General features: G+C 72.1%; 20 protein-coding genes, 1 other RNA gene and 1 pseudogene. 9 read left to right on the top strand and 13 right to left on the bottom strand.

What is annotated here, in order from left to right; translation table 11 throughout:
• Window positions 1-22: 22 nt before the first annotated feature.
• The 3 genes from AC067Z_RS02500 to AC067Z_RS02510 form a co-directional block, all read right to left on the bottom strand.
• Window positions 23-346 carry a nuclear transport factor 2 family protein gene (locus tag AC067Z_RS02500; protein WP_478787545.1) on the bottom strand — a complete coding sequence of 108 codons (324 nt, stop codon included), beginning with the start codon at window positions 344-346 and terminating at the stop codon, window positions 23-25.
• Between the two features lie 108 nt (window positions 347-454).
• Complete coding sequence (locus AC067Z_RS02505; protein WP_478787546.1) at window positions 455-1,222, bottom strand: class II aldolase/adducin family protein; 768 nt, start codon at window positions 1,220-1,222, stop codon at window positions 455-457.
• Window positions 1,219-2,226: a C-terminal binding protein gene (locus tag AC067Z_RS02510; protein ID WP_478787547.1), complete on the bottom strand. Its 1,008-nt coding sequence runs from the start codon at window positions 2,224-2,226 to the stop codon at window positions 1,219-1,221. Before AC067Z_RS02510 ends, AC067Z_RS02505 begins: the two co-directional genes overlap by 4 nt.
• 201 nt (window positions 2,227-2,427) lie before the next feature.
• Between AC067Z_RS02510 and AC067Z_RS02515 the strand changes: the two genes are divergently transcribed.
• The 3 genes from AC067Z_RS02515 to AC067Z_RS02525 all read left to right on the top strand — a co-directional run bounded on the left by AC067Z_RS02515 (window position 2,428) and on the right by AC067Z_RS02525 (window position 6,605).
• Entirely contained in the window at window positions 2,428-3,327 is a 900-nt protein-coding gene (locus AC067Z_RS02515; RefSeq protein WP_478787548.1) for an Lrp/AsnC family transcriptional regulator, read from the top strand.
• Between the two features lie 190 nt (window positions 3,328-3,517).
• A complete protein-coding gene (locus AC067Z_RS02520; protein WP_478787549.1) occupies window positions 3,518-5,179 on the top strand; it encodes an amidohydrolase in 1,662 nt (553 codons plus the stop codon).
• A gap of 82 nt (window positions 5,180-5,261) precedes the next feature.
• Window positions 5,262-6,605, top strand: coding sequence for an MFS transporter (locus AC067Z_RS02525; protein WP_478787550.1), 1,344 nt, complete (start codon window positions 5,262-5,264; stop codon window positions 6,603-6,605).
• 89 nt (window positions 6,606-6,694) lie between these two features.
• Here the strand turns inward: AC067Z_RS02525 and AC067Z_RS02530 are convergent, their stop codons facing one another.
• The 5 genes and pseudogenes from AC067Z_RS02530 to AC067Z_RS02550 form a co-directional block, all read right to left on the bottom strand.
• Window positions 6,695-7,036 (bottom strand): hypothetical protein, encoded by a 342-nt coding sequence (locus AC067Z_RS02530; RefSeq protein WP_478787551.1) that lies wholly within the window; start codon window positions 7,034-7,036, stop codon window positions 6,695-6,697.
• 184 nt (window positions 7,037-7,220) lie between these two features.
• Complete coding sequence (locus AC067Z_RS02535; protein ID WP_478787552.1) at window positions 7,221-8,426, bottom strand: cytochrome P450; 1,206 nt, start codon at window positions 8,424-8,426, stop codon at window positions 7,221-7,223.
• Complete coding sequence (locus AC067Z_RS02540) at window positions 8,423-9,130, bottom strand: cyclodityrosine synthase (RefSeq protein ID WP_478787553.1); 708 nt, start codon at window positions 9,128-9,130, stop codon at window positions 8,423-8,425. The genes AC067Z_RS02535 and AC067Z_RS02540 overlap by 4 nt, the downstream gene beginning before the upstream one ends.
• Window positions 9,131-9,320: 190 nt before the next feature.
• Window positions 9,321-9,721, bottom strand: an RNA gene (rnpB, locus tag AC067Z_RS02545) — RNase P RNA component class A.
• Window positions 9,722-9,751: 30 nt separating this feature from the next.
• Window positions 9,752-10,333 (bottom strand): annotated as a pseudogene (locus AC067Z_RS02550) (Uma2 family endonuclease).
• A gap of 174 nt (window positions 10,334-10,507) precedes the next feature.
• Here AC067Z_RS02550 and AC067Z_RS02555 point away from each other — a divergent pair.
• Window positions 10,508-11,281 (top strand): MerR family transcriptional regulator, encoded by a 774-nt coding sequence (locus tag AC067Z_RS02555; protein WP_478787554.1) that lies wholly within the window; start codon window positions 10,508-10,510, stop codon window positions 11,279-11,281.
• Window positions 11,278-12,159: a hypothetical protein gene (locus AC067Z_RS02560; RefSeq protein WP_478787555.1), complete on the top strand. Its 882-nt coding sequence runs from the start codon at window positions 11,278-11,280 to the stop codon at window positions 12,157-12,159. Before AC067Z_RS02555 ends, AC067Z_RS02560 begins: the two co-directional genes overlap by 4 nt.
• Here the strand turns inward: AC067Z_RS02560 and AC067Z_RS02565 are convergent.
• The gene (locus tag AC067Z_RS02565) at window positions 12,110-13,552 is read right to left on the bottom strand and encodes an RNB domain-containing ribonuclease (RefSeq protein ID WP_478787556.1); all 1,443 of its coding nucleotides are present in this window, start codon (window positions 13,550-13,552) and stop codon (window positions 12,110-12,112) included. The two genes, AC067Z_RS02560 and AC067Z_RS02565, sit on opposite strands and share 50 nt — an antisense overlap.
• Window positions 13,553-13,664: 112 nt before the next feature.
• Here AC067Z_RS02565 and yaaA point away from each other — a divergent pair, with 112 nt between their 5' ends.
• Together yaaA and eda are read left to right on the top strand one after the other, a co-directional pair.
• A complete protein-coding gene (gene yaaA / locus AC067Z_RS02570; protein WP_478787557.1) occupies window positions 13,665-14,465 on the top strand; it encodes a peroxide stress protein YaaA in 801 nt (266 codons plus the stop codon).
• Window positions 14,466-14,525: 60 nt separating this feature from the next.
• Window positions 14,526-15,155 (top strand): bifunctional 4-hydroxy-2-oxoglutarate aldolase/2-dehydro-3-deoxy-phosphogluconate aldolase, encoded by a 630-nt coding sequence (gene eda, locus AC067Z_RS02575; protein ID WP_478787558.1) that lies wholly within the window; start codon window positions 14,526-14,528, stop codon window positions 15,153-15,155.
• Window positions 15,156-15,369: 214 nt separating this feature from the next.
• Here eda and AC067Z_RS02580 read toward each other — a convergent pair whose 3' ends face one another.
• From AC067Z_RS02580 to AC067Z_RS02595, 4 genes are read right to left on the bottom strand one after another with little or no spacing between them, the layout of a single operon-like run.
• Window positions 15,370-16,605 (bottom strand): bifunctional RNase H/acid phosphatase, encoded by a 1,236-nt coding sequence (locus tag AC067Z_RS02580; protein ID WP_478787559.1) that lies wholly within the window; start codon window positions 16,603-16,605, stop codon window positions 15,370-15,372.
• On the bottom strand, window positions 16,605-17,348 hold the full coding sequence (locus AC067Z_RS02585) for a zinc ribbon domain-containing protein (RefSeq protein ID WP_478787597.1): 744 nt from the start codon (window positions 17,346-17,348) through the stop codon (window positions 16,605-16,607). Before AC067Z_RS02585 ends, AC067Z_RS02580 begins: the two co-directional genes overlap by 1 nt.
• Complete coding sequence (locus tag AC067Z_RS02590) at window positions 17,345-18,181, bottom strand: Nif3-like dinuclear metal center hexameric protein (protein WP_478787560.1); 837 nt, start codon at window positions 18,179-18,181, stop codon at window positions 17,345-17,347. The genes AC067Z_RS02585 and AC067Z_RS02590 overlap by 4 nt, the downstream gene beginning before the upstream one ends.
• Window positions 18,182-18,223: 42 nt before the next feature.
• Window positions 18,224-19,261, bottom strand: coding sequence for an ABC transporter substrate-binding protein (locus tag AC067Z_RS02595; RefSeq protein ID WP_478787561.1), 1,038 nt, complete (start codon window positions 19,259-19,261; stop codon window positions 18,224-18,226).
• 185 nt (window positions 19,262-19,446) lie between these two features.
• Here AC067Z_RS02595 and AC067Z_RS02600 point away from each other — a divergent pair, with 185 nt between their 5' ends.
• Both AC067Z_RS02600 and AC067Z_RS02605 read left to right on the top strand, forming a co-directional pair.
• Window positions 19,447-20,631, top strand: coding sequence for a hypothetical protein (locus tag AC067Z_RS02600; RefSeq protein WP_478787562.1), 1,185 nt, complete (start codon window positions 19,447-19,449; stop codon window positions 20,629-20,631).
• A gap of 418 nt (window positions 20,632-21,049) precedes the next feature.
• Window positions 21,050-21,934 carry a sigma-70 family RNA polymerase sigma factor gene (locus tag AC067Z_RS02605; protein ID WP_478787563.1) on the top strand — a complete coding sequence of 295 codons (885 nt, stop codon included), beginning with the start codon at window positions 21,050-21,052 and terminating at the stop codon, window positions 21,932-21,934.
• The last annotated feature ends 39 nt before the right edge of the window (window positions 21,935-21,973 follow it).

The following is a 21,973-nucleotide window of genomic DNA, read 5'->3' on the forward strand; positions in this document are numbered from 1 at the left end:
CTGGGGCGCCGACCGGCGCGGCTCACGCCTGGCCGGTCTCGAACCGCCCGATCTTCCCGTCCTCGACCGTGAACCGCCACTGGGTGCGCATCTCGCCCCAGGTGTCGTTGCGGTAGCCGGCGACGAGGCCGAGCCCGTCGGAGGTCTGCTTCTCGACGTCCAGGTGACCGTTGGACGAGAAGATCTCCCGTTCGGTCCAGTCGTCGATGTCGCGGTCGCTCCCGTCGTCGGACATGGTCGCGCCGGGCGCGAGGGCAGCCCGGAAGCCCTCACGGTCGTGCGCGTTGACGGCGACGACGAAGGCGCGGACGGCGGGGTCGGTGAGTTTGCTGACGGCGATGGCCATGACGGGGGCTCTCCTCGGCCGGTGGGGTGGGTCGGGTTCATCCGGTTCATCCCTACACCGGACCGCGGCGTCCCACCCGTCGGCTTCGGCCACCCGGGGGTGTGCCCCTCAGTCCTTGTAGTCGGGTGCGATGCGGTCCAGGAGCCGCAGCATGGCCGCCCACGCCAGGTCGTAGGCGTCGTCGTCCTGGAAGTCGGCGGACGCCTCACCGGCGAGCTGCTGCGCGGTGTACTCGCACACCTCGGCGGGCGGGACGACCAGGGGTACGCCGCCCGCCTGGGCGGTGACCTGGATCTCGCACGCCTTCTCCAGGTAGTACATGCGCAGGAATGCCTGGGCCGCGCTCTCGCCGACCGTGAGCAGGCCGTGGTTGCGCAGGATCAGCGCGGGGTGGCCGCCGATGTCCGCAACGAGCCGCTGCTGCTCGTCGAGGTTGAGGGCGACGCCCTCGTAGTCGTGGTAGCCGACGCGGTTGTGGAACTCCATCGACATCTGGTTCAGCGGCAGCAGCCCGCCCTGCTGGGCGGCGACCGCGCAGCCCGCCTTGGTGTGGGTGTGCAGGACGCAGTGCGCATCGGCGCGGGCGGCGTGGATGGCGCTGTGGATGACGAAGCCGGCCGGGTTGACCGGGTAGGGGGTGGGCTCGACCGGGTTGCCGTCCAGGTCGATCTTGACCAGGTTGGACGCGGTGATCTCCTCGAAGAGCAGCCCGTAGGGGTTGATGAGGAAGTGATGGTCGGGGCCGGGCAGCCGCAGCGAGATGTGCGTGAAGATCAGGTCGGTCATCCGGAAGTGCGCGACGAGCCGGTAGACGGCGGCGAGTTCGCGGCGCAGCCGCAGTTCCTCGGCGGTCGTGGTCAGGAGTTCGGTGGTCATGCGGTGGCTCCTTCGGCGGATGCCGCGGCGGACGCGGACGGGTCGACGACAGGGGTGGTCGGGCGCCCTGTCTGCTGCCAGGCGATGACGTTCTCGGCGGGCCCGCACACGTAGGCGCGGCGGGAGGTGTCGGTCAGGAAGGCGCTGTGCGGGGACAGTTGGATGCGGGGGTGGCCGCGCAGCGGGTCGTCCGCGGGCGGCGGCTCGACGGGGAACACGTCGAGGGCGGCCCCGGTGAGCCGGCCGGCGCCGAGGGCGTCCAGCAGGGCGGGGACGTCGACGAGTTCGCCGCGGGAGACGTTGACGAGGAAGCTGCCGGGCCGCATGCGGGCGAGCAGGCCGCCGTCCGCCAGGCCGTGGGTGGCCGGGGTGAGGGGCACGTGCAGGGAGAGGACGTCCGAGGCCGCGGCGAGGGCGCCGAGGTCGTGGTGACGTTCGATGCCGGAGGGCCACGTCCCGGCGCCGGCGTGCGGATCGTACGCCGCGATGCGGCCGAAGACCGGGGCGGCGAGGGTGGCGAAGTGACGGGCGATACGGCCGAGTCCGACGAGGCCGAGGGTCAGTTCACTCGCCCTGCGGGGGAGTTCGGCCGCGGTGAACTCCTCGTTCCATCCACCGGACCTGACGACGGCGTCGGCCTGCGGGAGGCGGCGTACGAGGGAGAGCGTGGCGGCCAGGGCGTGGACGGCGACGTCCTCGGTGGCCGCGTCCGGGAGATTGGCGACCCACAGTCCGCGGCGCCGGGCCTCGGCGGTGTCGATCATGTCGTATCCGGCGGACATGGTTGCGATGATCCGCAGGGCCGGGAGCCGGTCGAGCAGCGCGGCGTCGACGCGCGCGTAACCGACGATCAGCGCGACGGCGTCGGCGGCGAGCGCCGCGATGACGTCGGGGTCGCGGCTGTCGGCGATACGTACGTCGAAGCCGGCATCGGTGAGCAGCCGTACTCCGGGTCCGGGGTCGAGGTCCTCGGTGTCCGTGAAGACGGCGACGGGCTGGCCCATACGACCCTCCGCAGATGATTCGTCGGTAGACAGTGATGTGAACTTACGATTCGTCTTGCAGATTTGTCCACTCATAGCCGAGCCGTACGCCCGTGATGCCCGTCACCATCGGGGTGGCCGCATCGAGCGGGTGACCGAGAATGTCAGCGGACCCGGGCGCCGCACGCGACCCGGGCCGCCGAACCGAGGGGATCAGCCCAGGTGGATCTGGACCGCATCGACCTGGCCGTCGTCCGCGAACTGCAGACCGACGGCCGCCTCACCTACGAGACGTTGGCGCAGCGCGTGGGTCTGTCGCGCCCGGCGACCCGGGCCCGTGCGCAGCGGCTGCTGGACTCCGGGGCGGTACGGGTCGTCGCCGTCGTCCACCCGGTGGTGCGCGGACTGACGGCGTCCGCGCATCTGTCGATCGACACGCACGGACCGGCGGAGCAGGTGGCGCGGGGGATCGCGGCGATGCCCCAGGCGCCGTTCGTCACGCTCACCGCCGGGCAGCGCGCCGTCATGGCGGAGCTGCGCACGGATGGGTTCGACGCGCTGGACCGGGCGATCGAGCAGGTGCGGTCGCTGCCCGGCGTCTCGGTCGTGGATCCGCTGATCAGCGTCCGACAGCTGAAGGATCCGTATCTCCTCGCGGACATCCCGGGTGTCGAGGAGCTGGACGACACGGACCTGCGGATCCTGGACGAGCTGGAGCGGGACGGCAGGCTGCCCTTCGCCGAACTCGCCGAGCGGGTCGGCCTGTCCCCGGGCGCCACCCGGTCGCGCACGCTGCGCCTCCTGGAGGGCGGCGTGGTGAAGGTGCTGGCACTGGTGCGGCCCGAGGTGCTGGGCCTCGGCTTCCTCTGCGGCTTCGCGGTGCATCTCTCCGGCGCGCGCGAGCCGGTGGCCGCCACGCTCGCGGGCTGGGACCGCGTGTCGTTCCTTTCGGCCTGCGCCGGCCGCGCGGAGCTCGTCGGCACGATCACCGCGGAGTCGCTCGGCGCGGTACGCGCGACGCTCGACGACATGCGGGGCTGCGAGGGGGTGCGCGGGGTGGAGAGCTGGGTGCACCTGGAGCTGGTCAAGGAGCGCTACGACCTGGGCACGCCGGCCCCGTGATCCGACGGGACGACGGGCACGACACCCCCTCACAGACGATTCGTAAGTAGAGCCATCAATAACTTCCGAAGAGTAATTCTTGCCAACCTCTGGCCAACTTGTCGTTCGTTACCTATCGTCCTGACGAACGAATCCGCCGTTGCGCGTCGCCCGTCGACCCCGGCGCATCCCCGGCCGAAAGCAGGACCCCATGCACCACCCCCTCGCCGCCGCCCCCGCCGAGCGCACCCTGCTGGTGACCGGCGCCGACGTGGCCGCAGCAGGAACCACCGCACGTGCGCAGGCCCTCGCCGTACGCGGCGACCGGATCGTGCACGTCGGCACCGCCGAGGACGCGCGCGCGGCGCTCGGCGGCCGGGTGGACGAGTCGCTCGAACTCGACGGCGGCCTCGTCCACCCCGGCTTCGTCGACGCCCACTGCCACCCGGTGATGTACGGACAGGCACTGGCCTGGGTCGACTGCCGCCCCGAGCACGTCCCCGACATCGACACCCTCGTCGCCGTCCTCACCGAGGCGGCCCACGAACTGCCCGCCGGCGTCCCCGTACGCGGCTTCGGCTACGAGCACCGCCGGCTCGCCGAGCGCCGCCACCCCAGCTGCCACGACCTCGACCGGATCGCCACCGACCGCGAGGTGTACGTCATGAACGCCTCCGGCCACGGCGGCGTCGTCAACTCCCACACCCTGCGCGCCTGCGGCATCACCGCGGGCACCCCGGACCCCGAGGGAGGCTCCATCGGCCGCTTCGCGTCGGGAGAGCCGGACGGGCAGCTGTGGGACGCGGCCTGCGACCGGCTCACCGGGCCGGGCGGTGTGAAGATCGGCAACCACGGGCCCAACTTCCATCTGTCCGAGCCGGACGCCGTCATGGCCGACCATCTGCTGCGCGCCCAGGAGACGTTCCTCGCCGCAGGTGTGACCACGGTCGGCGACGCCCAGGCGTCGCGCCGCGAGATGGAGACGTATCTACGGGCGCGCGACAGCGGCGCACTGAGGATGCGCGTCTCGGCGTACCTCACCTCCGCCCTGCTGGACACCGCCCTCGACCTCGGTGTGGTCCACGGCTTCGGCGACGACTTCTTCCGTGTGCAGGGCGTGAAGTTCTATGCGGACGGCACCCTCGGCGGCTGGACCGCGTACTTCCCCGAGGGGTACGCCGCCGACTGCTGCCACCACGGGCAGCTGTACCACTCGGCCGAGGAGTACGCGGAGATCGTCCGCCGCGCGCACCGGGCCGGGCTGCAGACCGCGACCCACGCGCAGTCGCCCTTCGCGATCGGCATGGTGCTCGACGCCGTCGAGAAGGCGCAGGCCGACGTCCCGCGCGCGGACATGCGGCACCGCATCGAACACTGCGGACTGCCCACCGACGAACAGATCGCACGTATGGGTTCGCTCGGCGTCGTCCCGGTGATGCAGCCGCAGCACCATCTGCGCACCGGCGACGGCACGCTGACCGCGGTCGGCGACCTCGGCCACCGCTACAACCCGGCCGGGCCCTGCCTGCCCGCCGGCGTCCCCGTCGTCCTGTCCTCCGACGCGCCGGTCGCGCCGCCCGCCCCGCTGGAGGCCGTGTCCGCGGCAGCGACTCGGCGGACCGTGCTCGGCACCATGCTCGGCGACCCGTCGCTGCGCCTGCCGGTGGCGGACGGCCTGCACGCCCACACCGCGTCGGCCGCCCGCGCACTGCACAGGGAGCGGGCCGTGGGCGCCCTCGCGCCGGGCATGCTCGCCGACTTCGTGGTCCTGGACTCCGATCCGCTGCTCGCCGAGCCGTCCTCGCTCACCTCGATCGGCGTACGCGAGACCTGGATCGGCGGCACCCGCGCATGGGCCGCGCCCGGCCGCTAGCCCCTCGCTCCCTCCCCTCCCCCGCACCCCCGTCCCCCTGCACCTCCCCGCTCCCTCTCCCCGCTCCCCGCCGGAGGCCCCCGTGTCCCAGCCAGCACAGCAGGCGAACCAGCAGAATCCGCTGAGAGCGGCATTCGCCGCCCTCGTCGGCACATCCATCGAGTGGTACGACTTCTACGCCTTCGCCACCGCCGCGGCGATCGTCTTCGACGACGTGTTCTTCCCGGCCGACATGCCGCCGCTGCTGCGGACCCTGTCCGCGTTCGGCACGTTCGCCGTGGGCTTCCTGCTCCGTCCGCTCGGCGGAATCGTCTTCGGTCACATAGGCGACCGGGTCGGCCGCAAGAAGACCCTCGTCATCACGCTGCTGATGATGGGCATCGCGTCCTTCGCCATCGGACTGCTGCCCACGTACGCCCAGGTCGGCGCGCTCGCCCCGGCACTGCTGATCACGCTGCGCCTGATCCAGGGCATCGCGATCGGCGGCGAGTGGGGCGGCGCGGTGCTGGTCGCCGTGGAGAACGCCCCGAAGGGCCGGGCCACGTTCTTCGGCTCCTTCGCCCAACTCGGCTCCTCCGTGGGCGCGCTGCTGTCGACCGGCGCGTTCTCCCTGATGAGCCTGTGGGGTGACGAGGCGTTCGACAGCTGGGGCTGGCGGGTGCCGTTCCTGGCCTCCGCGGTGCTCGTGATCATCGGTCTCGTCATCCGGCTGAAGCTGGAGGAGGCCCCGGTCATGGACGAGATCCGGGCCGAGCGCACGGAGCAGGACAAGCTGCCGGTCGTGGAGGTGTTCCAGACCTCCTGGCGGACCGTGCTGGTCGGCGTCTTCGCCCTGGCCACGGCCACCGGCGGCTACTACGTCGTCACCAGCTATCTGCTGACCTACGGCACGGGCGAACTGCAGCTCTCGGAGTCCATGCTGCTCAACGGGCTGACACTCGCCGCGTTCGTCGAACTGGCCGTCACGCCGGGCCTGTCCTGGCTGGGCGACCGCGTCGGGGCGCACAAGGTCGTCATCGCCGGACTGATCGGTGTCGTGATCCTGTCCGTGCCGCAGTTCCTGGTGATGGGGACGGGGAGCGTGTTCCTCATCTACACCGCGATGGTGGCGATGCGGTTCGTGATGTCCGCGCTGTACGGCCCGATCGCGGCGATCCTCGCCGAAGGCTTCGCGCCGCGCGTCCGCTACACCGGCATCTCGCTCTCCTACCAGCTCTGCAACATGGTCTTCGGCGGCTTCGCCCCGCTGGCCGCGGTCTCGCTCACCGCGCTGGCCGGCGGCCACTACTGGCCCGCCGCCGCCCTGCTGATGGCGATCTCGGCGATCGGGATCTGGTGCACGGCGAAGCTTCGCGCGATGCGCGCGCCGGAGTACGGGGAGCGGACGGCCGACAGCCCGTCCGACCCGGTCACCGTGAGCGCCTGACCTGCGTGCCGAGGGCCCGCGACGTGCTGTCGCGGGCCCCTTGGCTTCCCTCACGCCGGTGTTCGACGTAGCCGCCTGCGGAACGGGCTTCAGTCCTCCGCCGCCACGGCCACATCGCAGACAACCGCGGCCGGTTGGGCCACGGAGGAGGGGCCCTGGTCGGGTCCGTGGAAGCCGGACCGCCCCGGGGTGGGCTCGGGGCGCGGCGGCGGGTGGGACGGACCGGGCCGGGCTTGCGGACCGGTCGCGTACGTCGGACACCCGTTGGTGAGAACGCAGGAGACGGGATCGTTCTCCGGGACGCTGCAGTCCGGCGGCGACTTGGGGGCCGAGTACGGGGACGGCGGTGTCACGGCGGGCGCGGTCGCGCCGAGGTACTCCGTCGCGCCGAGTCCCGCCCCGGCGACCACGAGGGACGCGACGGCGAACATCTGTAATCCGCGGGGCCTGTTCACCGGCCCAGTCTGCCGCACGGCCCGAGGGGGCCCTCGGGCAGGACGACGGGCGGACGAGCCGGGCCGCACCCGAGGCCGGTCGTGGCTGCGGCCTCCGTGCGGAACCGCACGGAGGCCGCAGTCGCTTACGCGTCACGGGTCACGGGTCAGCGGGTGTCGCTCACCACAGGACGGGCAACCGCTCCGGAATCCGCTTCATGAAGCCGGTCCGCCACACCAGTTGCTCGATCGGCACGGCGAGGTCGAGGCCGGGCATGCGGTCGAGCAGCACCTCGATGGCGATCTGTGCGTGCCGCTTGCCGAGGGCGGTCGCCGGGCAGTAGTGCTGTCCCCCGCCGAACGACAGATGCGCGTTCGGGTTCGGCCGGTCCAGGCGCACGGTGTGCGGGTCGGCGAACTCTTCCGGGTCGTGGTTGGCGGCCTCGACCAGGACCAGGACCAGGTCCCCCTTCTGCACCTCGACGTCGCCGAGTTGCATGGTCTCGGTGGCGATGCGGGGCAGGCCGTCGGCGATCGACAGGTTGATGCGCAGCAGCTCGTCCACGGCGGCGGGGATCAGTGCCGGGTCGGCGACCAACTGTGCCTTGAGCTCCGGGTGCTGGATGAGGGACACGATGCCCATGGTCAGGAAGCCCATGACACTGATGACGCCCGCGCCGAACATGGTGACGCCGACGGTGGCCAGCATCTCGTCGGTGAGGTGCGCATAGTCGGGGTCGTCGCGCAGCGCGGCGAGTTCGCCCATGAGGCCGGTCGTCGCCGGGTCGTTGAGACGGTCGACCATGTGCCCCATGTCGCGGTCCCAGTTGATGCCCGCTGCGGGGATTGCCCGGGGGCTGTTCATGAACGCGACGTGCAGCGACCGGTACAGGCCGGGACCGTCCGTCTGGGGGATGCCGAGCATGTGGCAGTGCAGTCCCGTGCTGTACGGAACGGTGAAGTCCCGGCGCAGGTCTGCCGGCACTCCCTCGGAGACGAGGTCGTCGACAAGTCGCCGGGCGTGGGCGGTGAGCCAGTCCTCGAGGCCGGGCGCCTTCGGGTTCAGCGCCTTCATCACGGCCTTGCGCAGCCCGGCCCCGGTGATGTTGCCCATGTTGTTGACCACCTCGGGAGGGATGGTCAACGCGTACTGACGCGGCGCTCCCGGTGCGGACGTGTCCTTGAGGGAGAACCGCGGATCGTCGAGTACGCGCCTGCACAGGCGGTAGGACGAGACCAGCCAGGCTTCCGCCCCGGCTATGGTGCGCACCTTCTTGACCGGCTCCTCGCTGAGGAGGTGGGCGATCTCTTCGGGCAGTCTGTCGCCCCGGGCGTCGAACGGGAACCCGGTGAGCCGGTCGGCGGTGGGGCCGGTGGTGAGGGTCATGCGGCGGGGTCCTGTTCTTCGGCGGGGGTGATCACGGCGTGGCCCTGGTTGCGTGAGGCGCGCAGCCCCCAGCCGCGTGCGTACAGCAGCTCGGCCAGCGGCAAAGCCTGGTGGTAGCAGTTGAGCGAGGACGGGACGCCGAGGACGGCCGGGGTGTCCAGGAACAACGGCACCTCGGCGCATACGTACTTGATGCAGACCGCGCGCTGCCGGTCGTTGGGCGGCTGCCCGTTCAGCTTGTCGGCGAGGAACCTGGCGGCGAGCTGGTCGCACACGTCGCGGAACTCCGGATCCTCGGTCATGAGGGTGTCGAGCCGGGAGCGGATGCGCTGGTACGCGGGCAGCTCCAGCAGGGCCGACATGGGGCGGCCGCGCAACCGCCCGCCTTCGGGATCGAGGCCTGCCACGGCCGCGGTGACCTTCGCGCGTACGCCGCGCAGGTTCTTCACGGCTTTGCGTTGCGCTTCGACCTGCGAGTACCCGAAGGCTTCGAACATCTCGCCGACGTGCATGTCGGTCCAGATCAGATCGACCTGCCGGAAGTGGTCGAGTCCCCATGCGGCGAGCCCGGCGACTCGCTCATGGGTGAAGTAGCTGTTGCCGGACGAGATGCCGATGACTGCGTGGTCGCCTTCGTCGTGGATGACCTGGCAGTGAGGCGTATACGGACGGACGGTGAAAATGCCTGAGATGGCTGTCGTCAACGTAGGTTGGTCCCCCGCGCCGCTAGTCCCAGCAGGGCCTTGTGCCCTGGGTGTGGCGACGCGGTGCCGACGCTAGCCGAACGTGGCTCCGGTGATCTAGAGCTACCGGCCGGTCACTCTGCGGATTTCGTTGCGGAGCCCGCCGTGGTGGGAGCCACGAGACGTGGGAGCCCACGATGGTGGGGTGGGGCAGACGAGTCGGGCTGTACGCCGGGTTCTGTGCCCCGGGACCTCGCGGTCGTCGGGGCGACGGCCATCCATCTAGGACCGGCGTTGCCACCGGTCTCGTGCGGTCTACCCGCGGACTCGGGCGGGCAGCCCTCGAACGTCCGCGCAGGAGCACCGTGGCGCTCCCTCTTGACCTTGCTCCGGGTGGGGTTTACCTAGCCGCCTGAGTCACCTCAGGCGCTGGTGGTCTCTTACACCACCGTTTCACCCTTACCGAGGACCGAGGTCCCCGGCGGTCTGTTTTCTGTGGCACTGTCCCGCGGGTCACCCCGGGTGGCCGTTAGCCACCACCCTGCCCTGTGGAGCCCGGACGTTCCTCGGGAAGATCCGTGAGGATCTCCACGCGGCCGCCCGCCCGGCTCGTCTGCCGTGGTGGCCATGCTACCCGGCGTTTCAGAGGAGGTCGGACGTCTCCAGCTCGAAGCCGAACGGCTCCGGGAGGGCGAGCGGTTTGCCGAACGGCAGGGTGCACAGCTGGCGGTAGTCGCCGTTCTCCGGGTCGGAGACCAAGGTCACGGACGACGCGTCGCGGTCCACGAGGAGATACAGAGGAATCCCGGCCCACGCGTAGCAGCGGCGCTTGGCCTCCCGGTCGGCGCGCGGACGCGTCGAGGTCACCTCGACGACCATGGTCACCCCGTCGCTCGGCATTCAGGGCTCGGCCCCGCGGAAGGGTCGCAGCTCTCTCGGAGCAAAGGTGGCATCGGGGATGACATGGTTCCTGGTGCAGTCCGGGGCGCTCCTCAGCCTGAGGCCCCTGTTACCGGAGAACTGCATGTCCGTTCGTGATCGCCTGATGATCTGGTGGGCGACCACGTCGATGTAGTCCTCGTGGTCCCCGTCCGGCGGCGGTGTCACAACGATCTCCCCCTCGATCAGCTCCGCGCGGAAGCCCTCGGGCGTGTCCAGCGCCAGGAAGCCCTCCAGCAGGACGTCGTCCTCCTGCGTGAGCGGTTCATGCGGCACGGCAGTCATGTCGCGCTCCTTCCTCGGTCGCCGATCATGCTCGGACATCGCTGCTCCCGCCGTCCCTGGGATGAGAGTCGTTCCCTCGATCGTGGCACATGATCAAGGAAGGGCGGTGGCCCTCCAACTCTGCCGTGACCGGCCGCTTGACCCTGCCGCAACGTCAAGGTTTCTACTGGACCCATGCGTATCGGAGAGATCGCCGCGCTGGTGGATGTCACCACGCGGGCCGTCAGGCACTACCACCACCTCGGGCTGCTGCCCGAGCCCGTACGCCGGTCCAACGGCTACCGGGACTACACGGTCCGCGACGCCGTGGTCCTGGCCCGGATCCGGCGGCTCACCGAGCTGGGGCTCGGGCTCGCCGAGGTGCGGGACGTGCTCGCCGACGACGCCGGGCGGGACCTGGGCGAGGTACTGGAGGAGCTGGACGCCGATCTCGCGCGGCAGGAGGCGGCCATCGCCGCGCGCCGTGCGCGGCTCGCCGAGCTGATGGCGCAGGCGCGTGAGGGGCGGCTGCCGGCCGAGGGGCCGGTGTCGGCGGAGCTGGCCGGGCTGTTCGGAGCCCTCGCACCGAGCGACTCGCCGATGGCCGCCAAGGACCGGGAGCATCTGGCGCTGCTCGACTCGATGGTGGAGCCCGCCCGTCGCGCGGAGCTGTTCGCGGCGCTGCGGCCGTACGCCGAGGACGCCGGGTTCGCGGCCCGTGCCCAGGCACTGTACGAGCGGCTCGATGATCTCGAGGACGCCGATGCCGGGGACCCGCGCGTCGGGCCGCTGGCGGACGCGTTCGCGGCCAGCGTGCCCGACGAACTGGTCGCGCTGATGGGAGACGAGGTCCAGGGCGCGGACAGCCCGTTCGGCGAGGCGTTCCTCGCGGACTTCGCGCCCGCTCAGGCCGCTGTCGTACGGCGGATGATCGACCGGCTCGCGGCCCGCGCGCGGGGGCAGCGATGAGAGCCGCCCGACTGGCCGTGTGGGCGCTTCTGCCCGCCGAGTTCGTACTGGTCATGCTGCTGGTGGCAGGCGTCCAGGTGCCGCACGCCGCGATCGTGGCGGCAGAACTGCTCGTCCTCGCCGTGCTCGTGCTGGAGGCATCCGTGCTGCTGCGGCTGTACCGGGGCGCGCGCCGCAAGGGCCTCGCGCAGCGCGACGCGGCGGCCGAGGCGGTACGCGAGCTGGTGCCGACCGTCCCCGCCCGGCTCCTCCTGCACGAGCTGCGCGCGCTGCACAGCCTCGCCCTGTGGCTCGGCAGGCGTCGGCACGGCGTGCCCGAGGGCGCTTTCGGGGCCGGTTACACCGGCCCGCAGACCGCCCTCATGTGGGGCATGATCTTCGTCTCCGTCATCGAGACCGTCGCTCTCGCGGTGCTGATCCCCTGGCCGCTCGTCCACGCGATCACGCTCGTGATCGATGTCTACGGAGTGCTGCTGATCGTCGCCCTGCACGCCGCGTGCGTGACGCGGCCCCATGTCGTGGGCGCCGACGGTTCGCTGCGGCTGCGCTACGGGGCCCTGTTCGACCTGCGGATACCGGCCGAGGACATCACGCGGGCCCGCGTCGAGCGGCGGTACCCGGACGGGCGGCTGGTGACCGTGCGGGACGACGGCAGCCTGGAGCTGATCGTCGCGGGCCAGACGACGGTCGCTGTGGAACTGGCCAGGCCGCTCGCCTTCGTACGCCCCCTGGGCGCGCGCGGGACGGCCGAGCACACCATCCGTTTCCACGCCGACGATCCGGCGGGGCTCGTCGCCGCCCTTCGCGCGGCCTCGGGGAGGGACAGCGCTACGCCGGCGCGAACACCACCTTCGCCTCGTGCGGATCGGCCTGCGTGAGCCGTACCCGCAGCCGCTCGCCGAGCGGCAGCGCGCCGTCGCCGCTCTCGATCCGGGCCACGACCGCCGGGTTCTCCAGGTGGACCGTGCCGACGGACGGCTCGTTCTCCTTCACGTCCACGACCACCGCGTCGAAGACCTCACCGACCCGGCTGCTGAGCACGGCGGCCTCGACGACGTCGACGCTCTCGCGCTCCACCGTGTTGGCGCGCCGCGTTCCCTCGGCCATTTCCCTGGGCAGCGTCTCCAGCGCCTCGCTCACCCACGCGGGCAGTTCCTGCCCGGCCACCGCGGCGAGGCACAGTTCGCCGGAGTAGCGGTCGACGAGCCGGCGCAGCGGCGCGGTGCAGTGGGTGTACTCGGCGGCGACGGCCGCGTGCACGGCGGGCGAGGGCAGCCGGCCGCCGGTGAACGCCGTGTACCCGGCGCCTCTGAGCAGTGTCGTGCACTCCTGCAGAAATGCGGCGTGGCGGGGGTCGTGGGGGTCGAGGGAGCGCACGAGCTGCGCGTAGGAGACGTGGTGCGGCCAGTCGATGCGCAGCGCGGTCGCCGAGCGGCGCAGCCGGGCAACGGCGCCGTCGGGTGCGGTGGGCAGGATGCGCAGGATCCCGGTGCCGTACGCGACCATCAGGTCGGCGGCCGCCATGCCGGTCAGCAGGGAGATCTGCGCGTTCCAGGCGTCGGCGGGCAGCGGCGCCCGGTACGCGAGGGCGTAGGTGCCGTCGACCTCGACGATCTCCTGCTCGGGCACGTTGAGGGAGATCCCGCCGCGCTCCACCTCCAGCGCCTCGCGCAGGGTGCCGATGTCCTTGAGCAGGGCGAGCGGCTCCTCGGCCGTGCCCGCGTCGATCTGCTGCTGCACCCCGGCGTAGTCGAGCTTGGCCCGGCTGCGCACCAGCGCCCGGCGCACATCGGTCGCGACGGCGCGGCCCTCGGCATCGAGATCGATGCGCCACAGCAGGGCGGGGGCGCTCTGGTCGGGGAGCAGGCTGGCGGCGCCCTCGGAGAGGACGGGCGGATGCAGGGGGACCTTCTCGTCGGGGAAGTACAGGGTCTGCACCCGGCGGTGGGCCTCGGCGTCGAGCGCCCCGCCCGGGGTGACGAAGGCGGCGACGTCGGCGATGGCGTAGTGCACACGGAAGCCTGCGCCCTCGCGGCGGGCCAGATGCATGGCCTGGTCAAGGTCGACCGAGGTCGGCGGGTCGATGGTGAAGAACGGGATGTCCGTGGCGTCGTGGTCCGGCAGCCGGGGTGCGCGGACGGCCTGCTCCGCCTCGGCGAGCACCGCGGCCGGGAATGCGCCGGGCACGCCGAGCGCCGTGCGCAGTTCACCGAGCGCGGTGCGCAGCGTGGCCTCGGCTGCGCCGGTCACGTGCATGGGGCGGCGGGGCATGGACCGAGCGTATGGCGGGGTGGGGGTCGTGGCATTTCGGCGGTCCGCGGGCTCAGTAGGCTGGCGCGGGGACCGCACCCCCTGCCCCGTACGTCATTGAAGGAGAACTGCCGTGCTCGTGCTGTTGCCGCCGTCGGAGGGTAAGGCCGCCGCCGGCCGCGGGGCTCCGCTGAAGCCGGAGTCGCTGTCCCTGCCGGGGCTCGCCGGGGCGCGGGCCGCGGTCCTGGACGAGCTGGTCGAGCTGTGCGCCGCCGACGAGGCGAAGGCGCAGCAGGTGCTCGGGCTGAGCGAAGGGCTGCGCGGGGAGATCGCGAAGAACGTGGAGCTGCGGACGGCGGGCGCGCGTCCGGCCGGTGAGCTCTACACCGGGGTCCTGTACGACGCGCTGGGGCTCGCCACTCTGGATCAGGCCGCACGGCGGCGGGCCCGGCAGTCCCTGCTGGTGTTCTCGGGGCTGTGGGGCGCGGTGCGGATCGGCGACCGGATCCCGCCGTACCGCTGCTCGATGGGCGTGAAGCTGCCGGGACTCGGCGCGCTGGGTGCGTACTGGCGCGGGCCGATGGAGTCCGCGTTGCCACAGGCCGCGGGCGGCGGGCTGGTGCTGGACCTGCGTTCCTCGGCGTATGCGGCGGCGTGGAAGCCGAAGGGCGAGGTCGCGGAGCGGACGGCGACGGTGCGGGTGCTGCACGCGCAGACGGTCGACGGTGTCGAGAAGCGGTCGGTGGTCAGCCACTTCAACAAGGCGACGAAGGGCCGGATCGTACGCAGCCTGCTGGAGGCGGGGGCCGCGCCGAGGACACCGACGGCGCTCGCGGAGGCACTGCGGGAGCTGGGGTACGTGGTGGAGACCGAGCCGCCGGGGAAGGCGGGGCGGCCGTGGGCGCTGGATGTGGTGGTGACGGAGATCCACTGAGTGTTGCATGATGCGCAACGCTCGTTGCGCAGTGCGCTCGGGCTGGGCAGGATGGCGGGTATGACCTCCGCACTCCCTTCGGTCCTCGACCTCGCCCCCGTCCTCCCCGTCGTCGTCATCGACGACGCGGCCGACGCCGTGCCGCTGGCCCGCGCCCTGGTCGCGGGCGGGCTGCCCGCGATCGAGGTGACGCTCCGTACGCCCGCCGCGCTCGACGCGATCCGGGCAATCGCCACGGAGGTACCGGACGCGGTCGTCGGCGCGGGCACGGTGATCTCGCCCGACGGCGTGGACGCGGCGGTGGCGGCCGGGGCGCGGTTCCTGGTCAGCCCCGGCTGGACGGACGCGCTGCTGGAAGCGATGCGCGGATCGGGCGTTGCGTGCCTGCCGGGGGTCTCGACGACATCGGAGGTCGTGGCGCTGCTGGAACGCGGCGTGCGGGAGATGAAGTTCTTCCCCGCGGAGGCGGCGGGCGGCGCGGCGTATCTGAGGTCCCTCGCAGGTCCGCTGCCACAGGCCCGCTTCTGCCCGACGGGCGGCATCTCGCTCGCGTCGGCGCCGGGGTATCTGGCGCTGCCGAACGTGGGGTGCGTGGGGGGCACGTGGATGGTGCCGGCGGATGCGGTGGCCGGTGGGGACTGGGCGCAGGTCGAGGCCCTGGCACGGGAGGCGGCGGGGCTGCGCGGCTGACGCGTGACCGCGCGGACGAACGGGGTGCGGTGGCACCTGCGGCGGGGTGTTCCCCTACCCGCCCCTCCCGAACCCGGGGCAAGCCCCGGACCCCGTACCGCGCTTCGCACGGTGTCCTCGAACTCCCCCTGAGCCCTGCGGGCGACCCCGGACGGGCTGGACTTCGCGCGGCGAAACCAGCCCGTCCGGCGTTCGAGTCGCGGTACCCGGCCCGTCAGCGCAGGTGCGACGTGTCGTTCAGGAGGCGCAGCGAGGCGTTCCCGTCCGCGTAGTACGCCAGCGCCGAGATCGACGCCGCCGACAGTTCCATGCGGAACAGGGACTCCGGAGGGGCGCCCAGGGCGAGGCGGGCCAGCGTCTTGATCGGGGTCACATGGGTGACCAGTAGTACCGTGCGGCCCTCGTGCCGTGCGAGCAGCCGGTCGCGGGCGGACGCTACCCGGCGCGCCACCGTCGCGAAGCTCTCGCCGCCGCCGGTCGGGGCCGCCTTCGGGGAGGCGAGCCAGGCGTCGAGATCGTCCGCGTACCGCTCCTGCACCTCGGCGAAGGTCAACCCTTCCCAGGCGCCGAAGTCGGCCTCGCGCAGGCCCTCGTCGACCGTGACGTCGAGGTTCAGCCGGGTCGCCACCGCCTCTGCGGTCTCACGGCAGCGCCGCATCGGTGACGTGACGATCGTCTGGACCGTGCCGCGCGCCTCCAGGGACGTGGCGACCGCCTCCGCCTGCCTGCGGCCGACCGCCGACAGCACGGGATCGCTGCCGCCGCTGCCCGAGAAACGCTTCTCCGGGGTGAGCGCCGTCTCGCCGTGCCGCAGCAGGACGAACGTGGAGGGCGTGCCCATGCCGCCACCCCAGCCCGCGGACGCCGTCTCGGTGGTGCCGACGGCGGGCTCCGTGACCACGGTGGCAACGGCGGTCGCGCCGCCCGCCAGCGCCGCGCGTGCCTTCGCCGCGCCGGCCGCCGCGTCGCCCACGACGCGCGCCGCACGGGTGTCGCTGGTGTCGAGCGCGGCCGTGGAGCGCGATGGCTCCCACTGCTTGCCCTTCTTGCCCGCGTCCATCGCCTCGTTGGCGAGCCGGTCCGCGTGCTTGTTCCGCTCGCGCGGGATCCACTCGTAGGTGACCTGCGCGGGCGGGAGGACGCGTGCGGCCTCGGCGGCGAGCGGCTTCATGTCCGGGTGCTTGATCTTCCAGCGGCCCGACATCTGCTCGACGACGAGCTTGGAGTCCATCCGTACCCGCACGACCGCGTCCGGGTCCAGCGCACGGGCCGCCTTCAGCCCGGCGACCAGGCCCTTGTACTCGGCGACGTTGTTCGTCGCCACACCGATGTACTCGGCCGCCTCGGCGAGCGTCTCGCCCGTGGCGGGGTCCAGCACGACCGCGCCGTAGCCGGCGGGACCCGGATTGCCCCGGGAGCCGCCGTCGGCCTCGACGACGAACTCCCGCATTACAGGCCCGATTCGGAGGTGCGGACCAGGATGCGGCGACAGTTCTCGCAACGCAGCACCGTGTCGGGGGCCGCGGCGCGGACCTCGTTCAGCTCGGTGATGTTCAGCTCCAACTGGCAGCCCTCGCAACGGCGCTGGAACAGCCGCGCCGCGCCCACACCGCCCTGCTGGACCCGCAGCTTCTCGTACAGCTTCAGCAGATCGGCCGGGACGGAGCCGGACACGACCTCGCGCTCCTTGGTGACGGAAGCGGCCTCGCTGTCCATCTCCTCCTGCGCGGCGTCACGACGGGTGGTCGCGTCGTCGACCTTGGCCTGCACGGACGACACGCGCTCGGTCAGCTCGGCGACCCGCTCCTGCGTGGACTCGCGGCGCTCCATGACCTCCAGGACGACGTCCTCCAGGTCGCCCTGGCGCTTGGCGAGGGAGACGATCTCGCGCTGGAGGTTCTCCAGGTCCTTGGGCGAGGTGACCGCACCCGAGTCGAGGCGCTGCTGGTCGCGGGTGGCGCGCTGGCGCACCTGGTCGACGTCCTGCTCCGCCTTGGTCTGCTCGCGGGCGGTGTCGCTCTCCTCCGTCTGCGCCGCGACGAGCAGGTCGCGCAGCTGCGTGAGGTCCTTGTTCAGCGACTCGATCTCGGCGTGCTCGGGCAGCGACACCCGCTTGTGGGCGAGCTGCGAGAGGCGTACGTCCAGGGCCTGGACGTCGAGAAGGCGGATCTGATCGGCGGGCGCGGCGTTCAGTTGGGGGCTCCAGAGGAATCGTGGTGGGACCAGGGGTCGGTGACCGTCTTCGAGACGTGGACCCGCAGGTCCCAGCCGTGCCGGTCGGAAATCTCGTCGAGCTGGGCCGCGGCCTGCTCGCACCAGGGCCACTCGGTGGCCCAGTGGGCGGCGTCCACCAGGCCGAGCGGTGACTGCTGGGTGGCCTCGGACGCCGGGTGGTGGCGCAGGTCCGCGGTGAGGAAGGCGTCCACACCGGCGGCCCGCACCTGGTCGAAGAGGCTGTCGCCGGAGCCGCCGCTCACGGCGACGGTGCGGACGAGTGTGTCGAGGTCACCGGCGGTACGGATCCCCTGCGCGGTGGCCGGCAGCCGCTTCGCGGCACGGGCGGCGAACTCCCGCAACGTCTCGGGGTGGTCGAGCTCGCAGATGCGGCCGAGGCCGCGGCGGCCCGCGGGGTCGGACGGATCCGGCACGAGGGGCCCGACGACGCGGAGGTCGAGCGCGCCGGCCAGGGCGTCGGAGACGCCGGGGTCGGCGCTGTCGGCGTTGGTGTGGGCGACGTGCAGCGCGATGTCGCTCTTGATCAGTGTGTGCACGGCCCGGCCCTTGAAGTGGCCGGCGGCGACCGTCGTCGTGCCCCGCAGGTACAGGGGGTGGTGGGTGACGAGCAGGTCGGCGCCCAGCTTCACCGCCTCGTCGACGACGTCCTGGACGGGGTCGACGGCGAACAGCACCCGGCCGACCTGCGCGTCGGGCTCACCGCAGACCGTGCCGACCGCGTCCCACTGCTCGGCCCGCGCGGGGGGCCAGAGGGCGTCGAGCGCGGTGATGACTTCAGACAGACGGGGCACGCAGCAAAGGCTACCTGCCCCGCCCGCCGGAACGGCCTGGCCCTACTTGACCAGGAAGCCGCGGAGGTCGTCGAGGACCTCGTCCGCCGCGGTCACGCCGAGGCCCAGGTACCAGGTCTCGTCCGGGACGTCCTTGGCCCGACCCGCCTTGACGGCGCCGAGGTTCTTCCACAGCGGGTTGGAGCGGGCGGTGTCGCGCTGGGTCTTGGCCGGGTCGCCGTAGACGCCGGTGAAGATCCAGTCGGCGTCGGCCTGGTCCATCTTCTCCGGGCTGATCTCGACGGCGAGGTCCTCGACCTGCTGGTTCGCGGGCCGCGGGATGTCCGCGTCCTTCAGGATCGTGCCGATGAAGGAAGCACCCGCGTACAGGCGGATCCTGTCCGGCATGTAGCGGAGCATGGTGACGGTCGGCTTCTTCCCGCCGATGTCCGTACCGAGCTGCTTCGCGTTCTTCTCGTACGCGGCGAGCTTGGCCTTCGCCTCCGCGGTCCTGTCCAGTGCCGCGGCGTTGAGGAGGTAGTTCTCCTTCCACGTGAAGCCCGGGCGGACGGAGAAGACCGTCGGTGCGATCTTCGACAGCTCGCCGTACTTGTCGCCGGCGCGCAGCTGGCTGCCGAGGATCAGGTCGGGCTTCAGCGCGGCGACGGCCTCCAGGTTGAGGCTGTTGATCGTACCGACGCTCTTGGGGCTGCCGGCGGCGCTCTTCAAGTATCCGGGGATGCCGTCGTCGCCCTCGGTGGGCGCGTAGCCGACGGGCTTGATGCCGAGCGAGGCAACGTTGTCCAGCTCGCCGACGTCGAGGACCACGACGCGCTTGGGCGCCGATGTCAGCTCGGTCTTCCCGAGCGCGTGCGTGATGGTGCGCGGGAACTGGCCCGGCTTCGCGTCCGTGCCCATGGCCGCGGTCTTCGCGGCCGCGTCGGAGAACTCCTCGCCGCCCTGGGCGACGGCCTGGCCGCCCTTGTCCCCCTTGGCCGCTCCGGTGTCCTCGGCCCCGCCGCCCTGGGTGCCGCAGGCGGCGAGGGAGAGGGCGGCTGCGAGGGCGACAGCGGCGGCAGCGCCGCGGCGGCGTAGGGACATGACGGCTCCTGACCGATGAACTTAGGGGGGCCTAACCATAAGCGCGGCGGGCGCGGGGGAGCACACCCACCCCCTCCCCCTCAGGCAAATCGGGGCATGGCCACCCTTATGTGTGAAGTGGTTGGTCTCGTGCTGTTCGGCAGGAAGTGCGATACCTAGCTTCGGTTGCCGGAGGTGACGCATCGATGACTGCCTGTGCCATCGAGACCGCCGCGGAGGACGAAGCGGTGGCGAATTCGGCGAGTACGGGGTTCACGATCACCGCGGACGGGTCGTACGCGGCCCGGCTCGCGGGAACCGGCGACGCGCTGTTCCCGGAGCGCTGGACGCTCGACGGTCCGGAGCCGTACGCGGTTCCGCTGCCGCTCGACCAGCCCGAGGAGCGCGACACGGAGGTGCTGCCGCTGACCGACGGGCGGGTTCTGATCCGCCGCCGGGCCGGGGAGCGGCACACGCTCTCCCTGCTGTACCCGACCGGTCCCGGGACGGGCGAGCTGCCCGTCGGGGCCGTCACCGCCGAGGAGTTGACGCTGCTGCCGCCGTCCCCGGACGGGGGGCGCGCCTACGCACTGGCGCCGGGCGACACCTCGACCGGTATCTGGCTGGTCGCGGGCGGCACGTTCGGTGCCGAGCACATCGCCGACGTACCGGGCCGCTGTTCGGGCGGCGCGTGGCTGGACCGCACGGGACGGTTGCTGGCCGTGGACCGGCGGCTGCCGGGCGGGCCGGTGAAGACGGTGACGGTGGACCTGGCACGGGGCGGGGAGGTCACACCGCTGCTGCAGATCACCGAGGACAGCGACGACCGGCTGCTGCTCGCCGACGCCGACAGCGGCCTCCTGCTGATCCGCTCCAACGCGCCGGACCCGGACCGGGACCGGCTCGGCTGGGGCGTCCTGGGCAGCCTGCGACCGGTGCGCTTCCCCGAGTGCCTGCGGCTGCCGGACGCGCTGGTGACGCCGTTCGCCGTGCAGCCGGGCCAGGTGCTGATGCCGGAGAGCTGCGCGGTGGCGCTGCGGATCGACGGCGCGGGGGGCAGCTGGGTGGGCGTCTGGCGCCCGGCCGGCCGTTCGCTGGGTCAACTGGCGCCGCCGAGCGGCTGGTTGGCGGGGGCGGGGATGTGGAGCCGGGAGGGCGCGCTGCAACTGCCCTACGAAACCGAAGAGGTGGCGTGCGGGGTGGCACGCCTGACGGCTGAAGAAACCTTCTGCCGGACGTCGCCGGACTCCGGCGGACACCGTCCCGCCACAGAACCGGCACAAGCGGAACGCGCAGGTGGGGAACCGTGCGACACCCCTGGCGGTCCTGTTGTGTGCAAGCCGGTCCCGTTGCAGCAGGCACCCCTCACCGGGCGCGGTGCGCGTGGTTAGACTTTCCGGCCGGGGGGTCGGCCGCACTGCGCGTGCACCGACGGTGACACGGATCACGCCTGTGTGTACGGGGCCCTGTGACAGGCAATCAGCGATCACAACGGGGTGACTTCCGCCATGTTCGAAGCCCGAACCGACACGACCCAGGAGCGCCCGCAGCCCGCGGCCGCGAACGGGGGCGACGCCGGCGGTGCAGGCAAGCACCGGGGCGGTGCAGCGATGGAGGACGCGGCGACCCAGCCGCACGGCCGGCACCGGCGTCCTTCGGGGTCCGAGAGGCCGTAACCCGGCCGGGACCCGCAATGCCGAGCAGGGGCGGTCGACGTCGTGTCCCACGACGTCGACCGCCCCTGCTGTCACATCAGTAGGTTCTCGGGGGTCTGTCTCTTTGACACCCCGCGAGCGAGGAATGTGACCGATGGACGAGAACGCTTGGCTGACCGACCGTTTCGAGCAGGACCGGGCCCATTTGCGGGCGGTCGCCTACCGGATGCTCGGTTCGGCGAGCGAGGCCGATGACGCCGTCCAGGAAGCCTGGCTGCGCATGAGCCGCGCAGAAACCGGCGGCGTCGAGAACATCACGGGGTGGCTGACCACCGTGGTGTCACGCGTGTGTCTGAACATGCTCCGGGCACGCGCGTCCCGGCGCGAGGACTCCCTCGAGGTACGGGCGACCGACCCGGTCACCGGCCACGAGGAGGGAGACGACCCGGAGCACGAGGCGCTGCTGGCCGACTCGGTCGGGGTGGCGCTTCTGGTGGTGCTGGACACGCTGGCACCGGCCGAGCGGCTCGCCTTCGTACTGCACGACATGTTCGCGGTGCCCTTCGACGAGATCGGCCCGATGATCGACCGCACCCCGACCGCGGCGAGACAGCTCGCGAGCCGGGCCCGCCGCCGGGTCAAGGGCGGCGCCCCGGCGCCTGCCACCGATCCGACCCGACAGCGCCGGGTCGTCGACGCCTTCCTCGCCGCGACTCGTGGCGGGGACTTCGACGCGCTGGTCGCCCTCCTCCATCCGGACGTCGTGCTGCATGCCGACAGGGCGGTCATCCCGACGCCCGAACCCGTCGTCGTCCGGGGCGCCGGCACGGTGGCCAAGGGCGCGATGGCAGCGATGGGCCGCGCCCGGTTCACGGGCCCGGCGCTGGTGGACGGCACGGTCGGCCTCGTGATGGCCCCGCAGGGGCGGCTGTTCCTGGTGCTCGCCTTCACGATCACGGACGGCGGGATCACGAAGATCGAGGTGATCGCGGAACGGGACCGCCTGGCCGAGGTGACGCTCGCACCACTGGACGCGTGACCACCCGGTTCGGGGGCTCCGCCCCCGACCCCACGCCTC

This window comes from Streptomyces sp. NPDC043812, from assembly GCF_056436245.1.

Excerpts from the sequence above, each read along its gene's own strand:
- AC067Z_RS02500 (WP_478787545.1), bottom strand. The coding sequence starts at position 346 with ATGGCCATCGCCGTCAGCAAACTCACCGACCCCGCCGTCCGCGCCTTC.
- AC067Z_RS02505 (WP_478787546.1), bottom strand. The coding sequence starts at position 1,222 with ATGACCACCGAACTCCTGACCACGACCGCCGAGGAACTGCGGCTGCGC.
- AC067Z_RS02510 (WP_478787547.1), bottom strand. The coding sequence starts at position 2,226 with ATGGGCCAGCCCGTCGCCGTCTTCACGGACACCGAGGACCTCGACCCC.
- AC067Z_RS02520 (WP_478787549.1), top strand. The coding sequence starts at position 3,518 with ATGCACCACCCCCTCGCCGCCGCCCCCGCCGAGCGCACCCTGCTGGTG.
- AC067Z_RS02530 (WP_478787551.1), bottom strand. The coding sequence starts at position 7,036 with ATGTTCGCCGTCGCGTCCCTCGTGGTCGCCGGGGCGGGACTCGGCGCG.
- AC067Z_RS02535 (WP_478787552.1), bottom strand. The coding sequence starts at position 8,426 with ATGACCCTCACCACCGGCCCCACCGCCGACCGGCTCACCGGGTTCCCG.
- AC067Z_RS02555 (WP_478787554.1), top strand. The coding sequence starts at position 10,508 with ATGCGTATCGGAGAGATCGCCGCGCTGGTGGATGTCACCACGCGGGCC.
- AC067Z_RS02560 (WP_478787555.1), top strand. The coding sequence starts at position 11,278 with ATGAGAGCCGCCCGACTGGCCGTGTGGGCGCTTCTGCCCGCCGAGTTC.
- AC067Z_RS02565 (WP_478787556.1), bottom strand. The coding sequence starts at position 13,552 with ATGCCCCGCCGCCCCATGCACGTGACCGGCGCAGCCGAGGCCACGCTG.
- eda (WP_478787558.1), top strand. The coding sequence starts at position 14,526 with ATGACCTCCGCACTCCCTTCGGTCCTCGACCTCGCCCCCGTCCTCCCC.
- AC067Z_RS02580 (WP_478787559.1), bottom strand. The coding sequence starts at position 16,605 with ATGCGGGAGTTCGTCGTCGAGGCCGACGGCGGCTCCCGGGGCAATCCG.
- AC067Z_RS02595 (WP_478787561.1), bottom strand. The coding sequence starts at position 19,261 with ATGTCCCTACGCCGCCGCGGCGCTGCCGCCGCTGTCGCCCTCGCAGCC.
- AC067Z_RS02600 (WP_478787562.1), top strand. The coding sequence starts at position 19,447 with ATGACTGCCTGTGCCATCGAGACCGCCGCGGAGGACGAAGCGGTGGCG.
- AC067Z_RS02605 (WP_478787563.1), top strand. The coding sequence starts at position 21,050 with ATGGACGAGAACGCTTGGCTGACCGACCGTTTCGAGCAGGACCGGGCC.